Genomic DNA, 20,916 nt, shown 5'->3' with positions numbered 1-20,916 from the left:
CGTATCCCAGCCTAGCTGTTAAGATTTCACCGTTGCCATTTGTGCCGATTGCTCTGCTTGCTGCGCGCGTAACCAGTCGTTTAATAATTGTGACTGCTTACGGACAATCGCCAGCTTTATATTGTCGGGGTTCTTAACCAAATCTTGGATTTTTTTCTTCATATGACGTTCAATCAACTGGCTGACCAACTCTTCAACCAAACCATCAAGGCTTAAGATATTGCGCGTGGTAAGCGCTTTATAAAAACTACCCCAATCGCGGCTAAGCGTCTCTTGGGTGCTGGGTTTGACATTGGATAAGATAAAGTGCGCCGCTGCATTGGCGTCTTTAGGTAGATAATTAAGACAGCGCTTAATGGTGCTGACGATATCGAGCAGGGCGTTATCTTGCAGGTCTTCCCATTCCAGTGGACGCAATATATCAGCGGAGGCTTTTTGTTTAATATGCGCCGGCAGCTGCAAATCATTAATACCCGCCTGCTGCCAAATGGCTTCGATAGGGTCATCACTTAAGGCGCGCGGCTGGAATAAAAAACACAGCTGCAATTGCTGACTGATGGTCATATCGCCATCAAAATCTAGCAGCGCGTCTTTAGCATCTTTGTTTTGACTACGTTTACCGCCCAGCTTTTGATAAATGTCATTATTCAGCAAATAACGAAAGCTACTGCCTTTAGGTAGGGCGGTGGTCAACGCGCGCACTTGCGACATAAGCTTGGCTTTACCTTCTGCCAAGGTTAAGTCGTAGCGTTCACTTAAGTAAGCAAAAATATATTGCGATAGCGGCATGGCCGTGGCGATTTGCTCGCGCATCGCATCCGCGCCCTGACTTTTTATAAAAGTATCAGGGTCATGATTGTTAGGTAAGGTTAAAAACCGCAGCTCTTTATCATCGCCAAGCACAGGCAGCGCGACTTCAAGCGTGCGCCAAGCAGCTTTTTGTCCCGCGCTATCACCATCGAAGCTCAATGTCAGGGTAGGGTTTAATGTCAACAGCCGTGATATTTGGCTCTCATTAATCGCCGTACCCATAGAAGCTACCGCACCATAAATCCCTGCTTGATAAAGGGCAATGACATCCATATAGCCTTCGACCACCAGCCAATCATTTGCGCGCTGCTGGCGAGATTCATAGTAGCCGTATAGTACGTGCTGCTTATGGAAAACGGGCGAGTCGGACGAGTTGATATATTTGGGTTTTACTTCGTCATCAAGCGCGCGACCACCAAAACCAATAGTACGACCTTGGTTGTCGCGAATCGGGAAAATAACCCGATCACGAAGTAGGTCATAGTCGCGCCCTGATTCTGATTTGCGCACTAAGCCCAAGGCTTTAAGCCCTTCAATGTCCTGCGGGAATTGATGTTCAAGATGCTGCCAACCAAAGGGCGCATAGCCGAGACCAAAGGTTTCAAAGATGTCTTCGGTAATACCACGCGATAAAAAGTAATGCTTAGCATGCGGATGGATAGTGAGATTATGCTGATAAAACTGCTGGATTTGCTCTAGCAACTCGTAAAGATTGCCGTCTTTATCAGAGACGCTATTATCATCGTAGAGAGTAGTAGTATCAGCCTCACCGGTTAACCATGCAGGTGGATAACTACTATTGTCTTGATAGTTGGCATCACCTTGGTAGCTAGTATCGTAGTCATCCATCGCATAAGGAACGGAATCATACGCCTCTAATGGCGGATAATTGTCATAGTTGTCGTTATAAGCTGGCGGTTGCGTATCAGCAGCTGGCACGTTTATGGATGGCTGAGTATCGGCTACAGGTTGGTTATTAGTCGATTGTGGGTGCGTTGCTGCTGCCGATGTTGCTGGCTCAATAGCGGTTTTTGGCTTGGTTTCCGGCTTAGATTTTGGCTTAATTGGGGCACGCTGATAGCTGACGTTCTGCTGCTCTTCTTTTGGTACTTCGATGCCCGTTTGTTTGGACAGCTCATTAACCGCTTCGATAAAGGTTAAGTTTTCATAATCACGCAAAAAACTGATGGCATTACCACCGACACTACAGCCAAAGCAGTGATAGATGTTCTTTTGCGGATTGACATAAAAAGACGGCGACTTTTCGCCATGAAACGGACAGCAGCCTTTGTACTCACTACCCGCACGTTTAAGCGTGGTATGACGCCCAATGATACTGATTAAGTCAGCTTGGCTATTTAATTGCTCAAGAATATGGTTAGGAATGCTCATACAAAAAACAGTTTACCATAGGTCAATTATATTAAGCATCGACAATCAGCTAGAAATAAAAACTGAAAGTAGATAAAAAGTATAAGAAGTAAAAACAGAAAAATAAGGCCAACAGAATGTTGACCTTATTTGTGATGATAGGCGCTAAGCGTCTAAAATAGACGAGGGTAGTATCAGTTTACTCCGCAGGTATCGTCGTACGGCGTACAGGATTGGTGTTTTGCGGATCGACATTGGCTTCTCTGGCGGCATCGCCGGTGCTCGATTGGCTCGTCACGCGTTCAGCTGACGCTTCAGGTAGACCTAGACCCATATTAATGCCAGTAGTACGTTTTGGAGACATATTTAACGGAGCGTTAGCATTAGTACTCGCGTTGGCTGCTGCCGCATTGTTGCTCGGCAATCTTAATTGGCTGGCATTACGGATAACTTGAGTTTTGGTGGCACCATTGTAATCGCCTGTCGCAACTGAGGTGTCTTTGTTAAAGCGGTTCAATTGCCCAAAGGTCAATTTATTCAACAAAGTGCGCTCACGTTTGGTATTCAATTTAACGCGTCCATCAGCGCTTAGCATGTTTGGATAGTTAATCTGCAACAGGGTTTTATATTCTTTTGCCAAGTCATTAAGACCGAGTTTTTCATGGCTATAAGCCAGTACCGCAATAGCGTCAGGCACAGATTCGCTTAATGGATAGTATTGGAACACCCACTTGGCACGGTTTACAGCCGCAACATAGGCTTCGCGCTCAATATACCAATTCGCCGCGCTCATCTCGCTTTCGGCAAACTGATTATAGATAAAAGTCATACGCTGAGCGGCATCTGGCGCATAAGGGCTGTTAGGATATTTATTGATAAGCTCTTGGAAATTGGCAAAGGCAATACGCAAATAAGCGGTATCACGCTCAGCTTGATTAAGCTTAAACAGTTTTAAACCTTCTGACGAGCCTTGCATATTGGCCACGCCGCGTACGTAGTAAGCATAGCTGACTTGCGGATTAGACGGGTACAAATTAATAAATTGCTCAGCGCTGGCAGCAGCGGTCTCAAACTTGCCACTTTCATATTGAGCGTACATCATATCGAGCAATGCTTGTTCGGCATATTGTCCGGTCGGATAAAAGGTGCGCAGATTGGTCAAATCTTCAACAGCTTGCGTATAGCGACCTTTATCAATCTGGGCGATGGCGTCATTATAGTAACGCTGCTCTGACTTCTCAGCAGTTTCAACCGCATCCACGTCTTTACCGCCGGTTAGGTTTTTAAACGTTTGACAACCCACCAAGTTGATACTTAGGGCAAGTAGGGTGATTGAGGACAGTTTGATAAACGTATTGCCAACAGCTTGCATATTTCTTCTCCGACACAAGACGCGTAATAGCAGCGACGCTATTAGGCTAAATAATAAAAGGATAATAATGAAAAAACGATGCTTGCGGCATCCGTTAACTGTCTATTAATGAGTAGGCGCTATAAATAGGCGCACTCATTAGCAACAGAATTTTTATCGAATGCAGTTTTGCTCGTATGAATAAAATATATTTATTTTAAAAATTCAGTGCCATAGCATACAGCAAAACATGGCTTACTTTATAGAATAACCTTTGCTTCGTCTATTTTTTCGTTATCTATTTTGTAGTTAAACGGCGAATGCTTTATGTCTGGTTACGCTAATGCTTTATGTATGGTGGCCATGGTGACATTGTTCCGTAGTGTAGCATGAGCCGCTGTCACGAGCGATAATGAATATGGCTGACAGGGACAAATATACAGTAAATTACAGCCATGTTATATTTTAGAGAGTTAATCTAGCGAATAACGCCCAGTATATGACGGCTGAGAACCTGTCGCATGGTCATGATAAAATCATAGATAACGCGCAGCTTCTGTAGGGCTTAGGCGTTCAGCATGTTACACTATGACGATGTGACTTTTGCTTTTTTTGCCCGCACTTATTTTTGCCGGTCAGCAAGCGTTAGTCTGCTCTCTTATGAGGTCAGCTTACAAAACAATGTAAGCGACTTTACCATGTATGAATCCGCTATGAATAATGATGCTATGACGACCAATTTACCTAAGAATCAACCGCTAGATGCTAATATATCAACATCAACATCAGAAACGCTATCTGCGCAAGAGTTATCCGCGCAACAGTTAGCCATGAAAACTTCACCAACGAAAGGTTCACCCGTGCAAAAATCGACGATGCCAAATGAGTTATTAGAGGATAATGAGCCGCTTACTGACCATGAAAGTGCGCCTGATGAGCAGATGCAAGAGCTGTCCGATGATGATGAGCTAGAAGAATTGGTGGATGGTGAGCTACTTGATGAAGAAGATGAGGACGGCGATGATGCAGCGTCAGTCGCTGGGCAAGCCGTCCCTGTCATCGTTGATGTCACACATACGGTAGTAGAAGAGGAAGCGGGTTTACGTATTGATAAATTGGCGTCAAAAGTATTTACCGATTTTTCGCGTGCCCAACTACAAGGCTGGATCACTGACGGCAGCTTACTTTATAACGGCAGCGTGCAAAAACCAAAAATCCGTGTCAAAGCCGGTGATATCTTACATTTATCGACGACCCTGCAGCAGCATAGCGAAGATCAACCAGAAAATATCGATATCGAGGTGGTTTATGAAGACGACGATGTTTTAGTAATTAATAAACCTGTCGGTATGGTTGTCCATCCTGGCGCTGGCAATCAAACCGGCACTTTGGTGAATGCGCTACTGTATCACTACCCGCAGCAGCACCATTTGCCGCGTGCCGGACTGGTACACCGTATTGATAAAGATACCTCAGGGCTATTGCTTATTGGTAAAACCAAGCCTGCGCAAATGGCCTTGATGGAGCAGCTCAAAGACAAGTCCGTCTATCGTCATTATCAATGTGTGGTAGCAGGAGATGCAGCAAGTTTACTGCGTCATCGTCGTATTGACGCGCCCATTGGTCGCCATCGCAATCAGCGTACCAAAATGACCGTGATGACAGCAGGGCGTGAAGCTGTCACCCATTTATTAACCGTGACGCCGCTTAACGATAACTACTGTCTGCTAGATGTCAGTCTGGAAACAGGGCGTACGCACCAAATTCGCGTGCATCTTAGCCATATTACGTATCCGATAGTCGGTGACCGTGTCTACGGTGGTCGTCGTCAATTGCGTGCCGGTTTAACAGAAGCGCAGCGTCAAGCGATTAATAATTTCCCGCGCCAAGCATTGCACGCCTATACCTTGGGTTTCGTTCACCCAACGACTGGCGAAGATATCGAAGTCACCACACCCATCCCTGAAGATATGCAGCAATTGATGGCAGTCTTAAGCGATGGCTATGACGAAGAATAATCATTAATGACTTCATGATGTTTATTTAAAAAGCATAAATTAGCGCTAATGCCTTAATAACGATAACGATAACGATAATGATAATGAGAAGTGTGGTAAATCGACCATGACTAGCACAATAAACAAGCTTCCTATTACCTTGCTTGCTCAGCTTGATGACGTAGCGGTTTTCCAAACGGCGGCTTTTATCAGTGACGATAATGCTGACGCTGTTGCTGCTAATTTACAAAATCAGCTGCAAACAGACCAGCAAACCCAAGCAAGTTATGGGGCGCTAAATTTAGGCTTGCATGTTAATGACAATGCAAAGACGGTCTTAAACAATCGCATGCATTTGCTGAGCGCTATCAATGAGCAATTGGCAGCAACACAGCGCCAGCCTATTGATAGCTTGCACTGGCTCAATCAGGTTCATGGTAAGCAGATTCATGATATCGATGCGACTGCGCTGGCTATGCGTCCGCTAGATGCTGATGCTATGGTCAGCTGCCAAGCGGAATTAGGGCTTGCGGTGATGACCGCCGATTGTGTGCCGATAGTCTTATACCAACCGGCAACGGGGCAGATAGCCGCCATACATGCAGGCTGGCAAGGGCTGGCATGCGGTGTTATTAAAACGACGGTTGAACGCTTTAGCAGCTCTGAACCAATCATGGCGTGGATTGGGGTTTGTATCAGTCAAGAAAATTATGAAGTCGGCAGGCAAGTACGAGATAAGCTGTTAACAGGTTGTATTGAAAATCAAACCTTAGTGGCGCAGCATCTAGAGAGCTTTGAAGAACGTTACGTCTTAGCTTCTGAAGCGGATAAAATTAAGCTGAACTTACCACAATTAGCGGCTGACCAATTAAAGGCAGCAGGTATTATAGTTAGCAATGAGTTCGCTATACCTTGTAGTTATGCTGACCCGCATTATTATTCTTATCGGCGTCAAACGCATCTTCAGCAGCCTGCGACAGGACGTATGGCATTGGTCATTGTTCGCAGCCTTGCTGTTTCTTGATGCAAACAATTGGCAATAGTTTTTAAGTAATGAAGCGCATTATATTGATGATGCAATAAAAAAATAGCAGGCTTATCATTAGCCTGCTATTTTTGTGTTTTATTAAAATTATACTTTATGAATTAGCATACAGAATCATTCGATTTTGGCACAGATAATCCGAATAAAGGACGCAGATATAAGGCTAAAAAAGTCCCTGCCATCGCCATGATGCCCCATATATAACCATGAGCACTAAAAGAGGCGATACCGCCGAAGTAAGCACCGATGTTACAGCCGAATGCCAAACGTGCGCCATAACCCATCATTAATCCGCCAATCACCGAAGCGGCGAAATTCCCCAAAGTAATCTGGGTAAATTTGAATAAACCACCCGCTGCTGAGGCAATAAAAGCGCCAATGATAATGCCGATATTCATGACTGTGGTTGAATCAGCGAAAATAGATGCGTTCAATGCGGCGGCATTCGCCCCTTGCCAATAGCCCCAGTTGGCAACATCAACACCAAAACTGCTGGCGATTTTAGAGCCCCACAATGAAAATGCAGAAGTAATGCCCCATGGTTGACCACGCGTGAGCAAGGTTAAAGCATTTAATATCGCTAAGACAATGGCGGCTGCGAATAACGGCCAAGAACCTCGAAAAATACGTCTCCAACCTGACTCAGTTGGAACGGGAGCCATCTTTGGAGCCTTGGTCTTTTTCTCAACAACGAGCGTAACCCACGCAATCAAAGCAAACAGGACCAAAGACAACACCCAAGCACCGCTATAACCAAGACCAGTAGAGGTGGCTAACGAAAAAGGCGCAAAGGAGGGCATCTCTTCTGTCCAAAACGGCAGATGATAAGCACCAATGGTCGCGCCAATGACGAAGAAAATAAAGGTAATAAACATCACCGAACGTCCGCCACCTACTGCGTAAAGCGTACCAGAAGCACAGCCGCCGCCAAGCTGCATGCCAATACCGAATACAAAAGCGCCGACCAGTAAACTGACACCAACTGGCGATACATAACCTGCGACTGAGCCGCCAAAAATCGTCGTTCCATAAGCAAGAATGGGCGCAAACAACGTAACCGCAACGGCCAACATCAACATATGAGAGCGCATGGCTTGCCCATTACCAACCGACATCAGGCGTCTAAAGGCAGAAGTAAAACCAAAGCGGGCATGAAATAGGGTATAGCCGAGCAATAAGCCGATAGCAAAAAGCAGCGGCTGGGCGGTAGTCTGGGTAATAGACAGATAGACCAACAGGGTAAAACCAACAATAACACCAGCTATTATCAATGGCTTTTGTGGATTATTTAAAGCCAGCGTCTCTTTAGCAATAGGCTCTCGTGTATCGTTCACGGGCTGAACGCTCGTCGTTATAGTCGTCAAGGGAATCACATCCTTCTCTGATATAATATTTCAGAGTTCATTGTTCATGGTTTGTATCATTGGTTATGATAAGGTATTTGGAATATCCAACAGATTTTTCTAGGTATGATTGAATAAGGGCTATATGATAGACCCGTTTTAAAGAATCACTACAAGAAGAGCGGGAATTAACATATTCATATATGGAATAAGTAGATAAAAATCAATGAATGGTAGGGTATGGAGATATTGAGCCGATATCTTTTTTTCGCTGTATTTCGCTGTATTTCGCTGTATTTCGCTATGCTTCTCTGTATATAGTCATTTCAATAACTATATCATCCATTTAATTTTGCTTTTAAGTTCAGCGTCTAAAAATAGCGCAGCTCAGTGAAGGTTGAATTTATCAAAGCTTGCCTCATATCAATGAATTAATGCGTCCGCTGTCCTATATAATAGCTAGCTGCTACATAACAGTAGCCACATAAAGTATTTATAATAAAGATTATTGAACATTTGCAGCATCACTACTATTCACCCAATCCATTATTAGAGTTCGTATGACTACATCTATCACGCCTTCCTTAGCTTCCACGGACAATCCGCCTAACGTATCGATGGCTGTCATCTACCATAGTAACTACGGACATACTAAACGTGTTGCCGAAGCTATAGTGATGGGCGCGCGCCAGCAATTGCCAGAAGCACAAGCCAAAGCGGTCGATGTTCATGATGTCGATTGGGAGTTTTTGGATCAGGCGGATTTACTGGTTTTTGGTAGTGCCGTATATATGGGTAGCGTGACGGCAGGCTTTAAGACCTTTATGGATGAGACATCCAAGCGTTGGTATCATCGTAAATGGGAAGGTAAGTGGGCCGCAGGCTTTGCCAATTCAGGCGGTCTGAGCGGCGATAAGCTAGCCGTCTTGCAGCAGATTTGTCTTTATACCATGCAGCATGGAATGAATTGGATAGGTTTGCCGCTTATGCCAACGGGTCATGAAGCACATGATTTAAATCGTCTTTCAAGTTTTTTGGGTTTGATGACTCAGTCGCTAGATGGTCCACCTGAAGAAACCCCAGGGAAGGGCGATATTGATACAGCTATCTGGTTTGGTGATCATTTGGCGAACACCATTATCAAGCATCAGCCTAAACAGCAGATGGAAGCCGCTAAAAACTAGCCTAAGCAGTCACTCAGGCGCTATCAGTATTTTGAATACTTTATGAAGGGCAAAATAAAAAAGCAGATATCAAATCGATATCTGCTTTTTTTATTGAGCGTTATTTTGTGTTGCTACCTTTTTAACCACAATGGTTCTAGTAACATCATTATCAGTGATAAAGGGATTATCAACAGTATTCTTAGCAGGAATAATCATAACTAATGCAGCGGTAGGGGTAGAGATACTTTCATTAGGTACAGTTGTTAATGACCGGTCTTTAACAGCGAAAGTTTTCGCAGGGAGATTTTTGACAGGAATTGGGCTTTCGACAAATTGAAAAGATTGGCAACCTGTCAGAGGTATCGTCGCTACAAGCAGACATATAAAGGCAAATGATTTCATAAGGACATCTCGGGCGCTAGTTGGCGATTTTAAAATGGTTAACGACGTTAAAATAATGCGCGACTTTAGCATGGCGCTTATCATAAGCAAAACAATGGGGAATACAATGGAGAATACAAAAGGCTATTTATTATTAAGGTTGAGATAATGTGTAAGCTAGAGAGAACAGCAGATACCACGACATAAAAAGGCGATTGACCCTAAGCGCTATGTATCTATTATGTATACTTATAATTGATAATGATAAGCAATAAAGCCGAAATTTAGCAGATAAATTGTTTTGTATATTCGTTTTTACGGATAAAATTAAGATTTATTAGGCTTTAGTGATTGTTTTCTAAAGGATTTATCTAATTATTGATAATTATAATATAAAAATACATATTAATTTATTCTAAGGTAGCAGCGCTAAAGCGTTTCTTTAAGTTTTGTAAAAAAATGCAGCCAATCCGTTACTATTCAAGTAATAGTCGTGAAATAGTCTTACATTAGTGAGGTGAGTAGACATTCTTTAGCAACTATCTTTATTAAGTTGCTTTTATCACCCTCTTTTATGAAGCATTTACTGGACGATTTGCTACCTCATTTAATGGATTATGCATTGGGCATTATAAGTCATCAGTTATAAAAACTTGCCCAATATCGAATGTCTTATCCCAACAATAATTACAACACCCTAGGTGCCAGCTATATGAGGATATTATGAAGCCACTTTCTGTGATGTTATCGATGCTTGTCATTGGTATTACCTCCAGCGCCGCAATGGCTGAAGGTGTTAACCTTCCTAATGCCAACTTACCCAATGCCAGCTTGCCTAATGTAAGCCCTGCCAATAGCGAGCTTGTCAACCGCGGTGCACATATTGCCCGTGCTGCTGACTGTATGGCATGCCATGGTGAGGATTACACCGGCGGCACAGCGATTGAAACTCCGATGGGAGAGATTTATTCAACCAATATTACCCCCTCGAAACGTTACGGTATCGGCGATTATACCGAAACGGATTTAAAGAACGCTTTGCAAAAAGGCCGTGCACCAAACCACATGCTGTATCCGGCCATGCCGTATCCTTCTTATAGCGGCATGAAGGAAGAAGATATCAGCGCGTTGTTTGCTTATTTGCAAACCGTACCGGCCGTCGATGAAGCCCCGAAGCACAAAACCAATTTACCGTTTCCTTTTAACATTCGCAGCTTAATGCTTGGCTGGAATTTTCTCAATGTACCGTCTACCGAAAAGCGCGACGGACTGAACGAGACCCAAAAACGCGGTGAATATCTGGTCAACAATCTAGAGCATTGCGGTACTTGTCATACCCCGCGTAATAGCACCATGGGTTTCGATAAAAAAATGTATCTATCAGGTGCTCAGCTTGGGCATTGGCATGCGCCAAATATCACGCCTGATGAGTCGAGCGGTATCGGTAGTTGGAGTGAGCAAGATATTATCACCTATCTACGTACCGGTGAGCTAGACCAACGCGCTTATGCGGGTGGCCCTATGGGTGAAGCAGTCGCGCATAGTACCCGTTATCTAAAAAATGAAGATTTGAGTGCCATTGCCTCTTATCTAAAAGCGATACCAGCCATTCAAACAGAAGATAAGGTCTCTGCTGTTGATGTGTCACGCTTGCCAACGCCCGTCAATGAATCAATCACTCATGATCTACTTGCGCAAAAAGATTATTTAGCCCAAGCAAAAACAGAGGTGAGTAATGGTAGCAATTCGCCAGAATCGCTATATTTAGCAGCATGCGGTAGCTGTCATGGTGTCGATGGTTACGGTCAGCCTGATGCGCGTTATGCGCCTATCGTGGGACTCAGCAGTATTCGCCGCGAAAAGCCTGATGCCCTCGTTAATATGATATTGCATGGGGTAGAGGGAGCAACTGATACGTCGCCTATCATGCCAGGGTTCTCAGAAGAGCTGAACAGTGAACAGATTGCTGGCATTGCCAACTATGTACGTGTCAATTTTGGTGGGCTTGCTAACAGTGAAGTCAGTGCTGCTGATGTCGATCGCATCGCTAACACAGGGGTGGATAAACCTTTCTTAATCAAGTACGCAGGTTTATTGGCAATCATCGGTATTCTCGTTGCTATTGCGGTCATTATATTTATTATACGAGCCATTTTACGTTCTAAGCGCCGCCGTTAATTCTAATTTCGCTATTTGTAATGACTTTGATTGCCATGATTTTCATTTAACTACGTTCAATTGACGTCATACAAATAGCAAAAAACTCAATCAAACAGCGGACTAGTAAGCTTATAAATGCGTTTTAGGTAGTTATTATAAGACAGCTATTATCAAACAGTTATTATAAGACAGGGATTAACGGCAATACGGTAGGGCAGCTTGGCAAATAAACGCAGAATTAAGCCAAGCTGATAAATAGCATAAATACTGATAAATAAAGATAGGTGTTTAGCAATAAAACCAGTGTCTAAGAATCAGTGTCTAAGCACCCGTGTTTACCGTCATGCACGAAAGTCTACTTTAAGGATATTATTATGAAAGACATGCTTCAATCACCAACGCGGCGCCAACTGCTCTCGATGATTGGTAAAACAGCGGGCGCAACCGCGATGTATCAGGCAATGACGACGTTAGGATTTGCCTCAGAATCGAGCTTTAAGGAAACCATGGACCTTAAGGGTGCACCGCCGGGCGCTAGTATCGTCATACTTGGTGCCGGTCTTGGCGGCCTGACCGCGGCTTACGAGCTACGTAAAGCGGGCTATGATGTCAAGGTGCTCGAGTTCCAAAACCGTGGTGGCGGTCGTAGCTGGACGCTCAATAGCGGTGATAAATATACCGAGCTTGGCGGCGAAGAAGTCACCTGCGATTTTGAAGAAGGTAACTATTTTAATGGTGGACCATGGCGTCTGCCAAGCCATCACTATGCCGTTTTTCATTATTGCAAACAGTTCGGCGTTGAGATGCAGCCTTTTATTCAGACCAATGACCGCGCTTATCTGCATCGTAGCACCCATTTTAATGGTGTACCGCAGCGCTTGGGTGATGTAAAAAACGACATCCAAGGGCATGTGTCAGAACTATTATCAAAAGCGGTCAATGTTGGCGGTCTTGATCGTTCGGTTAATAAAGAAGATAAAGAAAAGCTCCTAGAAGGCTTAAAAGGCTGGGGGGTGCTCGATAAAGACTATCGCTACCGTGCCAGCAATGCGACCAGTAAGCATCGTGGTTATAGTATTTTTCCGGGTGGTGGCTTGATGCCCGATGAAACCCCATCAAAGCCTTTGCCTATCAGTGAGATATTAGATTCAGGCATGTGGGCCGATATTTATGGCAACCATATGACCTATGCGCATCAGCCAACCATGTTTCAGCCTGTTGGCGGTATGGGTAAAATCGGTGATGCATTCACCCGCGAATGCCGCGATATGATTGAGTTTAATGCCAAAGTGACCAAGATTCATCAAGATGAAAGTGGCGTTACCGTTGATTATGTCGACAGTAATAGTCCAAATGGCGCGACCAAAACCATTCGTGCTGATTGGTGTGTGTGTAATATTCCTCTAACGGTACTGACCCAAATTGATATCAACGTCTCAAAACCGATGAAAGAGGCGATGGCCGCAGTGCCTTATGAGACTTCTTATAAAGTGGGCTTAGAGTTCAATCGCCGCTTTTGGGAAGAGGACGAATGGATCTATGGCGGCTTGACCTATACCGATATGCCGATAGCCCAGATAGCCTATCCTTCAGAAAATATGTTCAAAGACGGTACAGGTGTGTTGTTGGGCGCGTATGGTTACGGCCCAACTTCTTATAAATTTAATACCCTAACCCCGCAAGAGCGTATCAATGTCGCGCTGGCTTACGGTAAGTATATCCATCCTCAGTATCCAAAAGAGTTCCGCGCCGGTACATCAGTCGTCTGGCACCGTATCCCGTGGACACTTGGTTGTTATGGTATTTGGAATGAGTCGACTCGTCGTCAGCATTATGACACCTTGTGTAGTATTGATAATCGTATTGTACTCACGGGCGAGCATTGCTCACACATTCCGGCATGGCAAGAAGGTGCTATTTTATCTGGTATGGATGCCGCCAAGCGCCTACATAAAAAAGCAAAAATGCTGGGTTAATATGAATAACTATAAAAATTCAGAGGCTATCATGGACAATGCAATCGTGAATAAGGCAGTCGTGAAGAAAAAAGTCATGAAAAACATGACCCCCAAACTGCTGACTGTGATGCTGCTAAGTGTGATGAGCAGTGCAGCGCTTTTAGGCTGTAGTCAACAGTCAGATGATGAAGTGACCATTTCTACGGTACAAGATCAAGACTCCTTGACAACCAATGACTATCAAGCAAGTCGTAATACGGGGGCGTGGGGCGGCGTATATATGAGCCGTGAGGAACTTGCTGCCCCTGCCATCAACATCGTCGATAACAGCTCACTTCCCACTATGGATAGCGATCCAAGTATTGCCGAATGGGAAGCCAAGTTTGAAGGCACGAATGCTTTTGTGACGACAGATGGTAAGAAACTGTATCACGACTCTTGTGCCGCTTGTCATATGCATAAAGGCGAGGGTGCTTATGGCGCAGGTTATTATCCGCCACTGGCTGATAACAGTAAGATGCAATCGAAGTATTACATCATTGATATCTTGATTAATGGCTTTCGTGGCATGCCATCCTTCCATAAGATGATGAATGATGAGCAGATGGCGGCGGTCACTCAATATGTGGTCAGTGATTTAAATGGTTATACTGATACGGTTACCGCTGAAGATGTGGCACAGCTAAGACACGCGGTTCCGCCAGCTAGCGATCCTAGTGATGAGTAATGCAATGAGTTAATTTTTTAGTGCTTATTTTTAATATAGTCAGTTCAAAATAAAAGCGAGACATTATAGCTGTGTGCGACTGGTATAAATTTTCCTTGCTTGCTGCTATCACAGAGCCTACGAAAAATTCATCCCAGTCGTACTGTATCGATTTTAAAGTAATTCTACTATATCACTGATTATTACTATAAAAATCGCTCTATTGTTTCAAGCCAAAAAAAGCGCCTAATGATTTATTAGGCGCTTTTTTATATCGAGGATTTCATTTCTAGGATTTGCTTAACTGGTAAAATGACAAGTTAATAAATTCATAAGCTATTTAGGACTCGCTGACCAAACTGGCGAGCGGATAGTACCTTGACCAGATTTACCAAATGATTCGCCACCATTCAATGATTTGATGGTCAGTACGCCTTTACCACCTTGCTTTGAGGCGTAAACCACACGTTTACCATTGGGCGAAAAACTTGGAGCTTCGTCGATACCAGTATTGCCTAAGTTGGCAGTGACCGCGCCGCCACTGTTCATAATGGCAGCTGAGCGACCACTTAAAAAGGCAATTTGTGAGCCATCGCTACTGAACTGCGGGCTGGTCGCATAACCACTGCTTGATACTTGAGTCGTACGTCCTGAACCAAATTCATAACGATAGATACGCGGTTTGTTAAACCCTGCACGGTCACTGACGAAGACAAAAGATTTGCCATCAGGGGCATAGTTCGGCTGCACTTCACTGCTTGGCCAATTGGTGATACGTCGAGGCGTACCGCCGCTGGCGCTCATCTCATAAATATCAGCACTGCCTTCAAAGCTGCTAGAAAACAGAATCTTGCTACCATCCGGTGAAAATGAAGGGCTAAGATTGCTACCAGGGAAGGGCGTTAATGGTGTCGCACCGCCGCCGCTCACGCTTTGTACATAAATAACAGGATAAGACTTATCGCGCTGCACTGAATAAGCAATGCGATTGCCGTCGGGTGACCATGTAGGCGAGAAAATAGAGCCCGCCACCTCGGTAATGGTTTTGGCATTTTCGCCATCTGCATCCATTACTTTTAGGCGCGATATTTTCTCTTTGCCAGTGCCAATCTCTTCGATATAGGCAATGCGCCCTGAGAAGTCGCCGGGAATACCAGTGATAAGCTCATATACTTTATCAGCGATAACATGACCTGCGTAACGCATGCTTTCTTTATTATTATCAGCGGTGAGGCTTTGCTTGCCTTCTATCACGCGCCCAGATTTTATATCGATGACTTCATAATCGGTGACGACTTTGCCACGATTACTGCGCGTGCTACCGACCACAAGATAAGGGATGCCCATGCTTTGCCATACAGGTAGTGTGCCTGCTAATTCGCTACTACTGCGCGGCTGCTGCGGTAGGTTTTGACTGGTGACTCTCAGCTCTGTTCTGCTTAAATCATTTAAGACAATAGACGATAAGGTCGTGTCACCAGCAAAGGGCACAAAAGCCACTTGGTTTTGCTGCACCGGAATCTCATAATCCAACTCTAGAACGACGGGTGCTGCAAAGACGCTAGGAGCAAGCAATAAGCTTGAGGTGCTGGCAAGTAAAGAGAGGCATAGTTTTTTATGGATGCGCATGACCAAATCGAACTCCTAGGTTGGGATAATGTTTTTTAAAGGCGGTAAACTAACGGTTAAATGCTATCGCAGCAGTTATAAATGTGTCGTAGTGAGTATTAAGTCATTCAAACTAAAGTGTTAGCAATGATGTTTAAGCTAAAGTTAGCAATAATATCGTCTTAGGGCAACTGATTAATTGCTGCCCTTAAACTGTATGGTAAAGGTAGGGTATTTAGGATCATCGGCGTCAATTGGTAAGCTGCCGGTATTCAACACCGCCTGCTTCGCCGCTTCATTTACCGCGCTATCAGGTCCTGAGGCAGAGACGTTAACCACATTACCACTAGCATTGACAGTGATGGTTAAGGTGGCGCGCTGCGTCGAGCCTTTTGCTGCCGTCGGTGGATTATAGTTGCGTTTGATGAGGTTGATAATTTCACTATTGCTGGCACCGCGGCTGCCACTTGATGCCGAGCGGCTACTGCCTTTTGCGGTACTTGAAGTCGTGGCGTCACCAGATAGCATCGACTGTCCATCATCTCCTAAGCTAAGCGTTTGACCTGCGCTACCAGAACCACCGGTATTGATTTCTATATTTCTATCACTGGCCGTAGGGCGTTTAATCTTAGGCGGATTATTTTGCTTATTTCGAAAATCCCCGAGCCTTTTTTGTTCTTCAATAAGCTGTTGTTTCTTATCTTGTTCAATTTGCTCATGCTCTTCTAGTACAGATTCATCTAATTGCGCTGCCCACTCCGCCATATTACGCTCATACTCTTGAGTTTGCTCAAGTAGGCGTTGGTGCTGCTCTTCACTCATTAGCATAGGGCGACTAGCGGAATCATCAGAACGGGTAAAAACAGGCACGCGCTGAGAATTAGGCTGCGTTGGGCTGTCGTAGCTGACGCTGCCATCAGTACTATTTTCTGGCGTATTACTGGATGAGCCGCTTGCACCGCTGTCGGCTTGCATGGCGCTGGCCGCTGCACGATTGGCAATTATCTGTCCTTGCATCTCAGCCAATTGTTCAGGGGATATCATGACGGTCTCAATAGTGCCCGCGGTCTCGACTTCCATATTCTGATAGCTATAAATTAGGATACCAATCACAAGGCCATGTGCCAGTAAACTGAGCAACGTAGGCAAGGTTAGCCCGTTACCTTCAGGTTCGGTCGGCACATAAACGGTTGGCGCATTACGCATGGCACTGATACTCAAGGATATGGTACTCAAAAACAGGGTACTTAAACATAGGGCACTCAAAAACAGAGCATTCAAGAACGTGAGACTGAAAAAAGAGCTTCATCAAATTATCTACTTTATTATAACCAACTGAGCTAAAAGTGGGCGGTCTTATAATGAGGGCGCGTTATTATAATGAAGGCGCTGGTAATGGCGCGCCTGTCAATAGCCCTACCTTTTGGATACCTGCTTGTTGTAAAGTTGCCATCAGGGTCATGATAGCGCCATACTGATTGTTTTGATCGGCATTGATCATAACCTGTAAAGGCTGTGCACCCACTTCGCTACTTTGATTTTGCAGATTGGATAATGTATCAATCAGCTCCGGCTCGCTAATCGGCAAGTCGATATTGTTCTCATAACTGATAAAAATCTCGCCACTGCCCGTTAACGACACAATCACGGGTAGCTGACTTTGGCTCATGGTATTGGTTTGCTCTTTTGGCAAATCAACGTCGACGCCCGTAATCAGCATCGGCGCTGTGACCATAAAGATAACAAGCAGCACTAGCATTACGTCGATATAAGGAACAACGTTCATCTCCGCATTCAGCGCTTTTTTCTCACGGCGATAGGGACTTTGTTTCATAGACCGGTTACCTGAGTGCTTTTTACCTGACTGCTTTGATTAACTTGGCTAACTTGCGTACTAGGCTGCGGATTTTCGATACTGGTTTCGCGTTGGCTTGGGTCGTCAGCAGCAGTTGTTAGAGTCAGGATTGACGACGTTGGCAAGTATTGGTTCGGTCGCACCTTATGTCGGTTTATTTGGCACCGTTTGGGGCATTATGAATGCCTTTTTAGGACTGTCGCAAAGCGAACAAGCGACCCTAGCCACTGTTGCGCCCGGTATCGCTGAAGCCTTGATTGCCACCGCTATGGGTTTGTTTGCCGCTATTGCGACAGTCCTAAAAAGGCATTCATAATGCCCCAAACGGTGCCAAATAAACCGACATAAGGTGCGACCGAACCAATACTTGCCAACGTCGTCAATCCTGACTCTAACAACTGCTGCTGACGACCCAAGCCAACGCGAAGCTTACGTTCAACGCCATCGATGATGTCATCTTTAGGCTGGCGTTTTTTATGCATTCTTAAATATTCAGAAAACCCAACATAAAAAATCTGCTCAAGCCCTTGGCGCTCAGGTGAACCTTGCACACCTTGATAAAGCTTCGCCAAATCTTCTCCTGACCAAAACCAAGTTTCAAACTGCTGGTCGAAATTTTTGGCCGTACCCAAACGGGCACTCATACGAAAAATAATCACCCAACTAAGCAACGAGGCTAATAATAACAATGCCATCACAATCTGTACCAATAGACTGGCTTGGGTGATGAGGTCGACAATATTTAATGATTCAGGCATGGGTTAGGCTCATGGGTAATTAATAATAACGGCTTTGATTTTAATGGCTAAATGCTTATAGCGGCTAGGGGCGGGTAGCATTTTCACAACATGCTGATTCTGACTCCTCGCTATAACCCCGTAGTGTACTGTGAAATGATAAAAAGGTCATTTATTAAAGTGTTAAATGTAAATTTAATCGTTGGTGCAAAAATTATAATAGTGAATGGGTTTTATAAGGCTGTCGATATAGTCAGCTAATTGTGCCCATTAACTTAAAAAGCGTGACATTAATTGAAATTGTAAGACAATTTCACTAGAATGTAATTGTTTGTTGCTATCGCTTTTCATGGTGGCTCTGCATTTGCCAAAGTTATATGTGGCTAAAGGATTAAAAACATCATCTCGAATCTTAGTTTGTAAGCGTCATTTATAGTCGCAATTTGGAAGCGTCATTTATCGTCGCAATTTGGATGTATTTTTATATGTTTGATTTAAAAGCAGCATTGATGGTCGCTATTGCAAAACGGCGCTTATCAACGCAGGTGGATAATGATAATTTACTTACTGCTATTTGGAAGCGACTCTTATGAACGCAATCGAACGCTATTTTGGGATCAACGGTGAAAATACCACGATCAAAACAGAGATTTTAGCTGGTGTAACCACGTTTTTGACCATGGCTTACATCATTTTTGTCAACCCTAACGTACTTGCTGACGCTGGAATGGATAAAGGCGCGGTATTCGTTGCCACCTGTCTTGCCGCCGCTATTGGTTGTTTTATCATGGGGTTTTATGCCCGCCTGCCAGTCGCGCAAGCCCCAGGTATGGGACTCAACGCCTTCTTTACTTATGGCGTGGTTTTGGGCATGGGCTACAGCTGGCAAACGGCGCTTGGCGCGGTATTTTTGTCAGGTTGTATCTTTGTCCTACTCAGCTTATTTAAAATCCGTGAAATCATCATTAATTCTATTCCAGACAGTATTAAACAAGGCGTTGTCGCTGGTATTGGTGCATTTTTGGCGTTTATCTCCATGCAAACTGCTGGGGTCATCGTTAATAACGATGCGACATTGGTAGGTCTTGGTGATATGACAGCATTTGCGCCGGCCATGGCAGCACTTGGTTTTATTATTATTGTTGGTTTGTCTCACAAAAAAATACCAGGTGCGGTGACTATTGGTATTTTACTGGTAGCGCTTATCAGCCTTATTACCGGTAATACCCAGTTTTCAGGTATTATCTCAGCGCCGCCGTCTATTGCCCCAACGTTTATGCAGCTTGATATCGCTGGTGCGTTTGATGTAGCAATGATTAGTGTTATCTTTGCCTTCTTATTTGTGGATTTATTTGATACGGCAGGTACGCTGATTGCAACCACCAGCCAAGCAGGTTTGATTGGTAAAGATGGTAAAATCCCTAATATGGGTAAAGCGCTGTTAGCAGATTCGACGGCGACTGTAGCAGGTACTCTACTGGGTACGTCATCAACGACTAGTTATATCGAAAGTGTCTCAGGTATCGCCTCCGGTGGTCGTACTGGATTAATGGCTGTGACCGTTGGCGTGCTATTTTTACTCAGCGTGTTCTTCTCACCGCTTGCCGCCATGATTCCTGGTTATGCGACAGCAGGGGCTATCTTTTATGTGGCAGTACTGATGATGGGCACATTAAAAGACGTTAAATGGCATGACTTAACAGAAGCGGCGCCAGTCGTGGTGGTCTTGTTATTTACGCCTTTGACCTATTCTGTTGCTGACGGTATTGCGCTTGGCTTTATCACCTATACCGCTATCAAGGTAGTCGCTGGTAAATTCTCTGATGTGAGTATTCCTGTTTGGCTTTTAACAGCCGTATTATTGATTAAGATTGTCTTCTTATAAAATATTAGCTAGTGTGTTCACCATAAAAACCCTCTTTATCTACTAAAATGATAAAGAGGGTTTTTTATAAGAAAATCATAGGTAAAACGTGAATAAGTGGGATAGGAAAATCCTAATTATGGCTTCAAAAAACCAGTTAAATCAGCGTCAGCAATCTAGATATATAACCAAATCGTGATATTTACTGTTATGTTAATAACCAATTGTTTTTAAACCATATTCTGCTTGGTTAAAATAAGTAACAGCGTGCGTTTGACGCTTTTTTTATGCTACCATGACTAAGCTAAGCGCATCACCTCAATCAACGCCGTAGAGGTTTTTCTTACAGTGAATTTGCGTCATATAAGATGACAGATACGGTTTTATTAACACGATACCGCATCTGAGCATCACTCTCCATTCACTACTAACAAGAAGAAGGCACTAATGCCGCTTAGCTGTTCGTTGTTGCCTTTATATTGTTAACGTAGCCCGTTTAACACTAAAACGACCTACTTGACCGCGTCCAGCCTATGCTGGATTTTCTCGTTTTGTGATGGTGTG

Annotated in this window: 15 protein-coding genes and 1 pseudogene; 8 read left to right on the top strand and 8 right to left on the bottom strand. The window is 44.2% G+C overall.

From position 1 onward, the window contains the following. Nucleotides 1–18 precede the first annotated feature (18 nt). The gene (locus JMX94_RS04335) at nucleotides 19–2,202 is read right to left on the bottom strand and encodes a DNA primase (RefSeq protein ID WP_201563536.1); all 2,184 of its coding nucleotides are present in this window, start codon (nucleotides 2,200–2,202) and stop codon (nucleotides 19–21) included. A gap of 178 nt (nucleotides 2,203–2,380) precedes the next feature. Continuing rightward, entirely contained in the window at nucleotides 2,381–3,553 is a 1,173-nt protein-coding gene (locus tag JMX94_RS04330; RefSeq protein WP_201563534.1) for an outer membrane protein assembly factor BamD, read from the bottom strand. Nucleotides 3,554–4,362: 809 nt separating this feature from the next. On the opposite strand from JMX94_RS04330, the gene JMX94_RS04325 reads away from it, so the two are divergent. Beyond that, the gene (locus JMX94_RS04325; protein WP_227673515.1) at nucleotides 4,363–5,550 is read left to right on the top strand and encodes an RluA family pseudouridine synthase; all 1,188 of its coding nucleotides are present in this window, start codon (nucleotides 4,363–4,365) and stop codon (nucleotides 5,548–5,550) included. 106 nt (nucleotides 5,551–5,656) lie between these two features. Then, nucleotides 5,657–6,553 carry a polyphenol oxidase family protein gene (locus JMX94_RS04320; protein ID WP_201563532.1) on the top strand — a complete coding sequence of 299 codons (897 nt, stop codon included), beginning with the start codon at nucleotides 5,657–5,659 and terminating at the stop codon, nucleotides 6,551–6,553. 122 nt (nucleotides 6,554–6,675) lie between these two features. On the opposite strand, the gene JMX94_RS04315 is transcribed toward JMX94_RS04320, so the two are convergent. Then, nucleotides 6,676–7,938: a YeeE/YedE family protein gene (locus JMX94_RS04315; RefSeq protein ID WP_265088933.1), complete on the bottom strand. Its 1,263-nt coding sequence runs from the start codon at nucleotides 7,936–7,938 to the stop codon at nucleotides 6,676–6,678. Nucleotides 7,939–8,477: 539 nt separating this feature from the next. On the opposite strand from JMX94_RS04315, the gene JMX94_RS04310 reads away from it, so the two are divergent. Next, nucleotides 8,478–9,101, top strand: a complete 624-nt coding sequence (locus JMX94_RS04310; RefSeq protein ID WP_201563530.1) for a flavodoxin family protein — start codon at nucleotides 8,478–8,480, stop codon at nucleotides 9,099–9,101. Between the two features lie 90 nt (nucleotides 9,102–9,191). Here the strand turns inward: JMX94_RS04310 and JMX94_RS04305 are convergent, their stop codons facing one another. Then, on the bottom strand, nucleotides 9,192–9,485 hold the full coding sequence (locus JMX94_RS04305) for a hypothetical protein (RefSeq protein ID WP_201563528.1): 294 nt from the start codon (nucleotides 9,483–9,485) through the stop codon (nucleotides 9,192–9,194). Between the two features lie 702 nt (nucleotides 9,486–10,187). Between JMX94_RS04305 and JMX94_RS04300 the strand changes: the two genes are divergently transcribed. The 3 genes from JMX94_RS04300 (at nucleotide 10,188) to JMX94_RS04290 (ending at nucleotide 14,309) form a co-directional block, all read left to right on the top strand. After that, entirely contained in the window at nucleotides 10,188–11,642 is a 1,455-nt protein-coding gene (locus JMX94_RS04300) for a cytochrome c (RefSeq protein WP_201563526.1), read from the top strand. A gap of 356 nt (nucleotides 11,643–11,998) precedes the next feature. Then, nucleotides 11,999–13,600, top strand: a complete 1,602-nt coding sequence (locus tag JMX94_RS04295) for a flavin monoamine oxidase family protein (protein WP_201563524.1) — start codon at nucleotides 11,999–12,001, stop codon at nucleotides 13,598–13,600. Nucleotides 13,601–13,676: 76 nt separating this feature from the next. Then, the gene (locus JMX94_RS04290; RefSeq protein ID WP_201563584.1) at nucleotides 13,677–14,309 is read left to right on the top strand and encodes a cytochrome c; all 633 of its coding nucleotides are present in this window, start codon (nucleotides 13,677–13,679) and stop codon (nucleotides 14,307–14,309) included. Nucleotides 14,310–14,624: 315 nt separating this feature from the next. Here JMX94_RS04290 and JMX94_RS04285 read toward each other — a convergent pair whose 3' ends face one another. From JMX94_RS04285 to tolR, 3 genes are all read right to left on the bottom strand, one after another. Continuing rightward, complete coding sequence (locus tag JMX94_RS04285) at nucleotides 14,625–15,917, bottom strand: PD40 domain-containing protein (protein ID WP_201563522.1); 1,293 nt, start codon at nucleotides 15,915–15,917, stop codon at nucleotides 14,625–14,627. Between the two features lie 174 nt (nucleotides 15,918–16,091). Next, a complete protein-coding gene (locus tag JMX94_RS04280) occupies nucleotides 16,092–17,132 on the bottom strand; it encodes a cell envelope integrity protein TolA (RefSeq protein WP_227673512.1) in 1,041 nt (346 codons plus the stop codon). A 139-nt stretch (nucleotides 17,133–17,271) separates the two neighbouring features. Then, nucleotides 17,272–17,730, bottom strand: coding sequence for a protein TolR (tolR, locus tag JMX94_RS04275; protein WP_201563520.1), 459 nt, complete (start codon nucleotides 17,728–17,730; stop codon nucleotides 17,272–17,274). 88 nt (nucleotides 17,731–17,818) lie between these two features. Between tolR and JMX94_RS04270 the strand changes: the two are divergent. Beyond that, nucleotides 17,819–18,052, top strand: a pseudogene (locus JMX94_RS04270) (MotA/TolQ/ExbB proton channel family protein); the annotation flags it as partial. Here the strand turns inward: JMX94_RS04270 and JMX94_RS13540 are convergent. Continuing rightward, nucleotides 18,036–18,233 carry a MotA/TolQ/ExbB proton channel family protein gene (locus JMX94_RS13540; protein WP_374220397.1) on the bottom strand — a complete coding sequence of 66 codons (198 nt, stop codon included), beginning with the start codon at nucleotides 18,231–18,233 and terminating at the stop codon, nucleotides 18,036–18,038. The pseudogene JMX94_RS04270 and the gene JMX94_RS13540 overlap by 17 nt on opposite strands. Nucleotides 18,234–19,077: 844 nt before the next feature. On the opposite strand from JMX94_RS13540, the gene JMX94_RS04260 reads away from it, so the two are divergent. Beyond that, a complete protein-coding gene (locus JMX94_RS04260) occupies nucleotides 19,078–20,373 on the top strand; it encodes an NCS2 family permease (protein ID WP_201563518.1) in 1,296 nt (431 codons plus the stop codon). The last annotated feature ends 543 nt before the right edge of the window (nucleotides 20,374–20,916 follow it).

Source organism: Psychrobacter sp. CMS30 (assembly GCF_904846565.1).
GTDB lineage: Bacteria > Pseudomonadota > Gammaproteobacteria > Pseudomonadales > Moraxellaceae > Psychrobacter > Psychrobacter maritimus.
This window is presented reverse-complemented; position numbering and strand designations above follow the sequence as displayed.

Coding starts and splice junctions, on each gene's coding strand:
- JMX94_RS04335 (WP_201563536.1), bottom strand. CDS start 2,202: ATGAGCATTCCTAACCATATTCTTGAGCAATTAAATAGCCAAGCTGAC.
- JMX94_RS04330 (WP_201563534.1), bottom strand. CDS start 3,553: ATGCAAGCTGTTGGCAATACGTTTATCAAACTGTCCTCAATCACCCTA.
- JMX94_RS04325 (WP_227673515.1), top strand. CDS start 4,363: ATGAAAACTTCACCAACGAAAGGTTCACCCGTGCAAAAATCGACGATG.
- JMX94_RS04320 (WP_201563532.1), top strand. CDS start 5,657: ATGACTAGCACAATAAACAAGCTTCCTATTACCTTGCTTGCTCAGCTT.
- JMX94_RS04310 (WP_201563530.1), top strand. CDS start 8,478: ATGACTACATCTATCACGCCTTCCTTAGCTTCCACGGACAATCCGCCT.
- JMX94_RS04305 (WP_201563528.1), bottom strand. CDS start 9,485: ATGAAATCATTTGCCTTTATATGTCTGCTTGTAGCGACGATACCTCTG.
- JMX94_RS04300 (WP_201563526.1), top strand. CDS start 10,188: ATGAAGCCACTTTCTGTGATGTTATCGATGCTTGTCATTGGTATTACC.
- JMX94_RS04295 (WP_201563524.1), top strand. CDS start 11,999: ATGAAAGACATGCTTCAATCACCAACGCGGCGCCAACTGCTCTCGATG.
- JMX94_RS04290 (WP_201563584.1), top strand. CDS start 13,677: ATGAAAAACATGACCCCCAAACTGCTGACTGTGATGCTGCTAAGTGTG.
- JMX94_RS04285 (WP_201563522.1), bottom strand. CDS start 15,917: ATGCGCATCCATAAAAAACTATGCCTCTCTTTACTTGCCAGCACCTCA.
- tolR (WP_201563520.1), bottom strand. CDS start 17,730: ATGAAACAAAGTCCCTATCGCCGTGAGAAAAAAGCGCTGAATGCGGAG.
- JMX94_RS13540 (WP_374220397.1), bottom strand. CDS start 18,233: ATGCATAAAAAACGCCAGCCTAAAGATGACATCATCGATGGCGTTGAA.
- JMX94_RS04260 (WP_201563518.1), top strand. CDS start 19,078: ATGAACGCAATCGAACGCTATTTTGGGATCAACGGTGAAAATACCACG.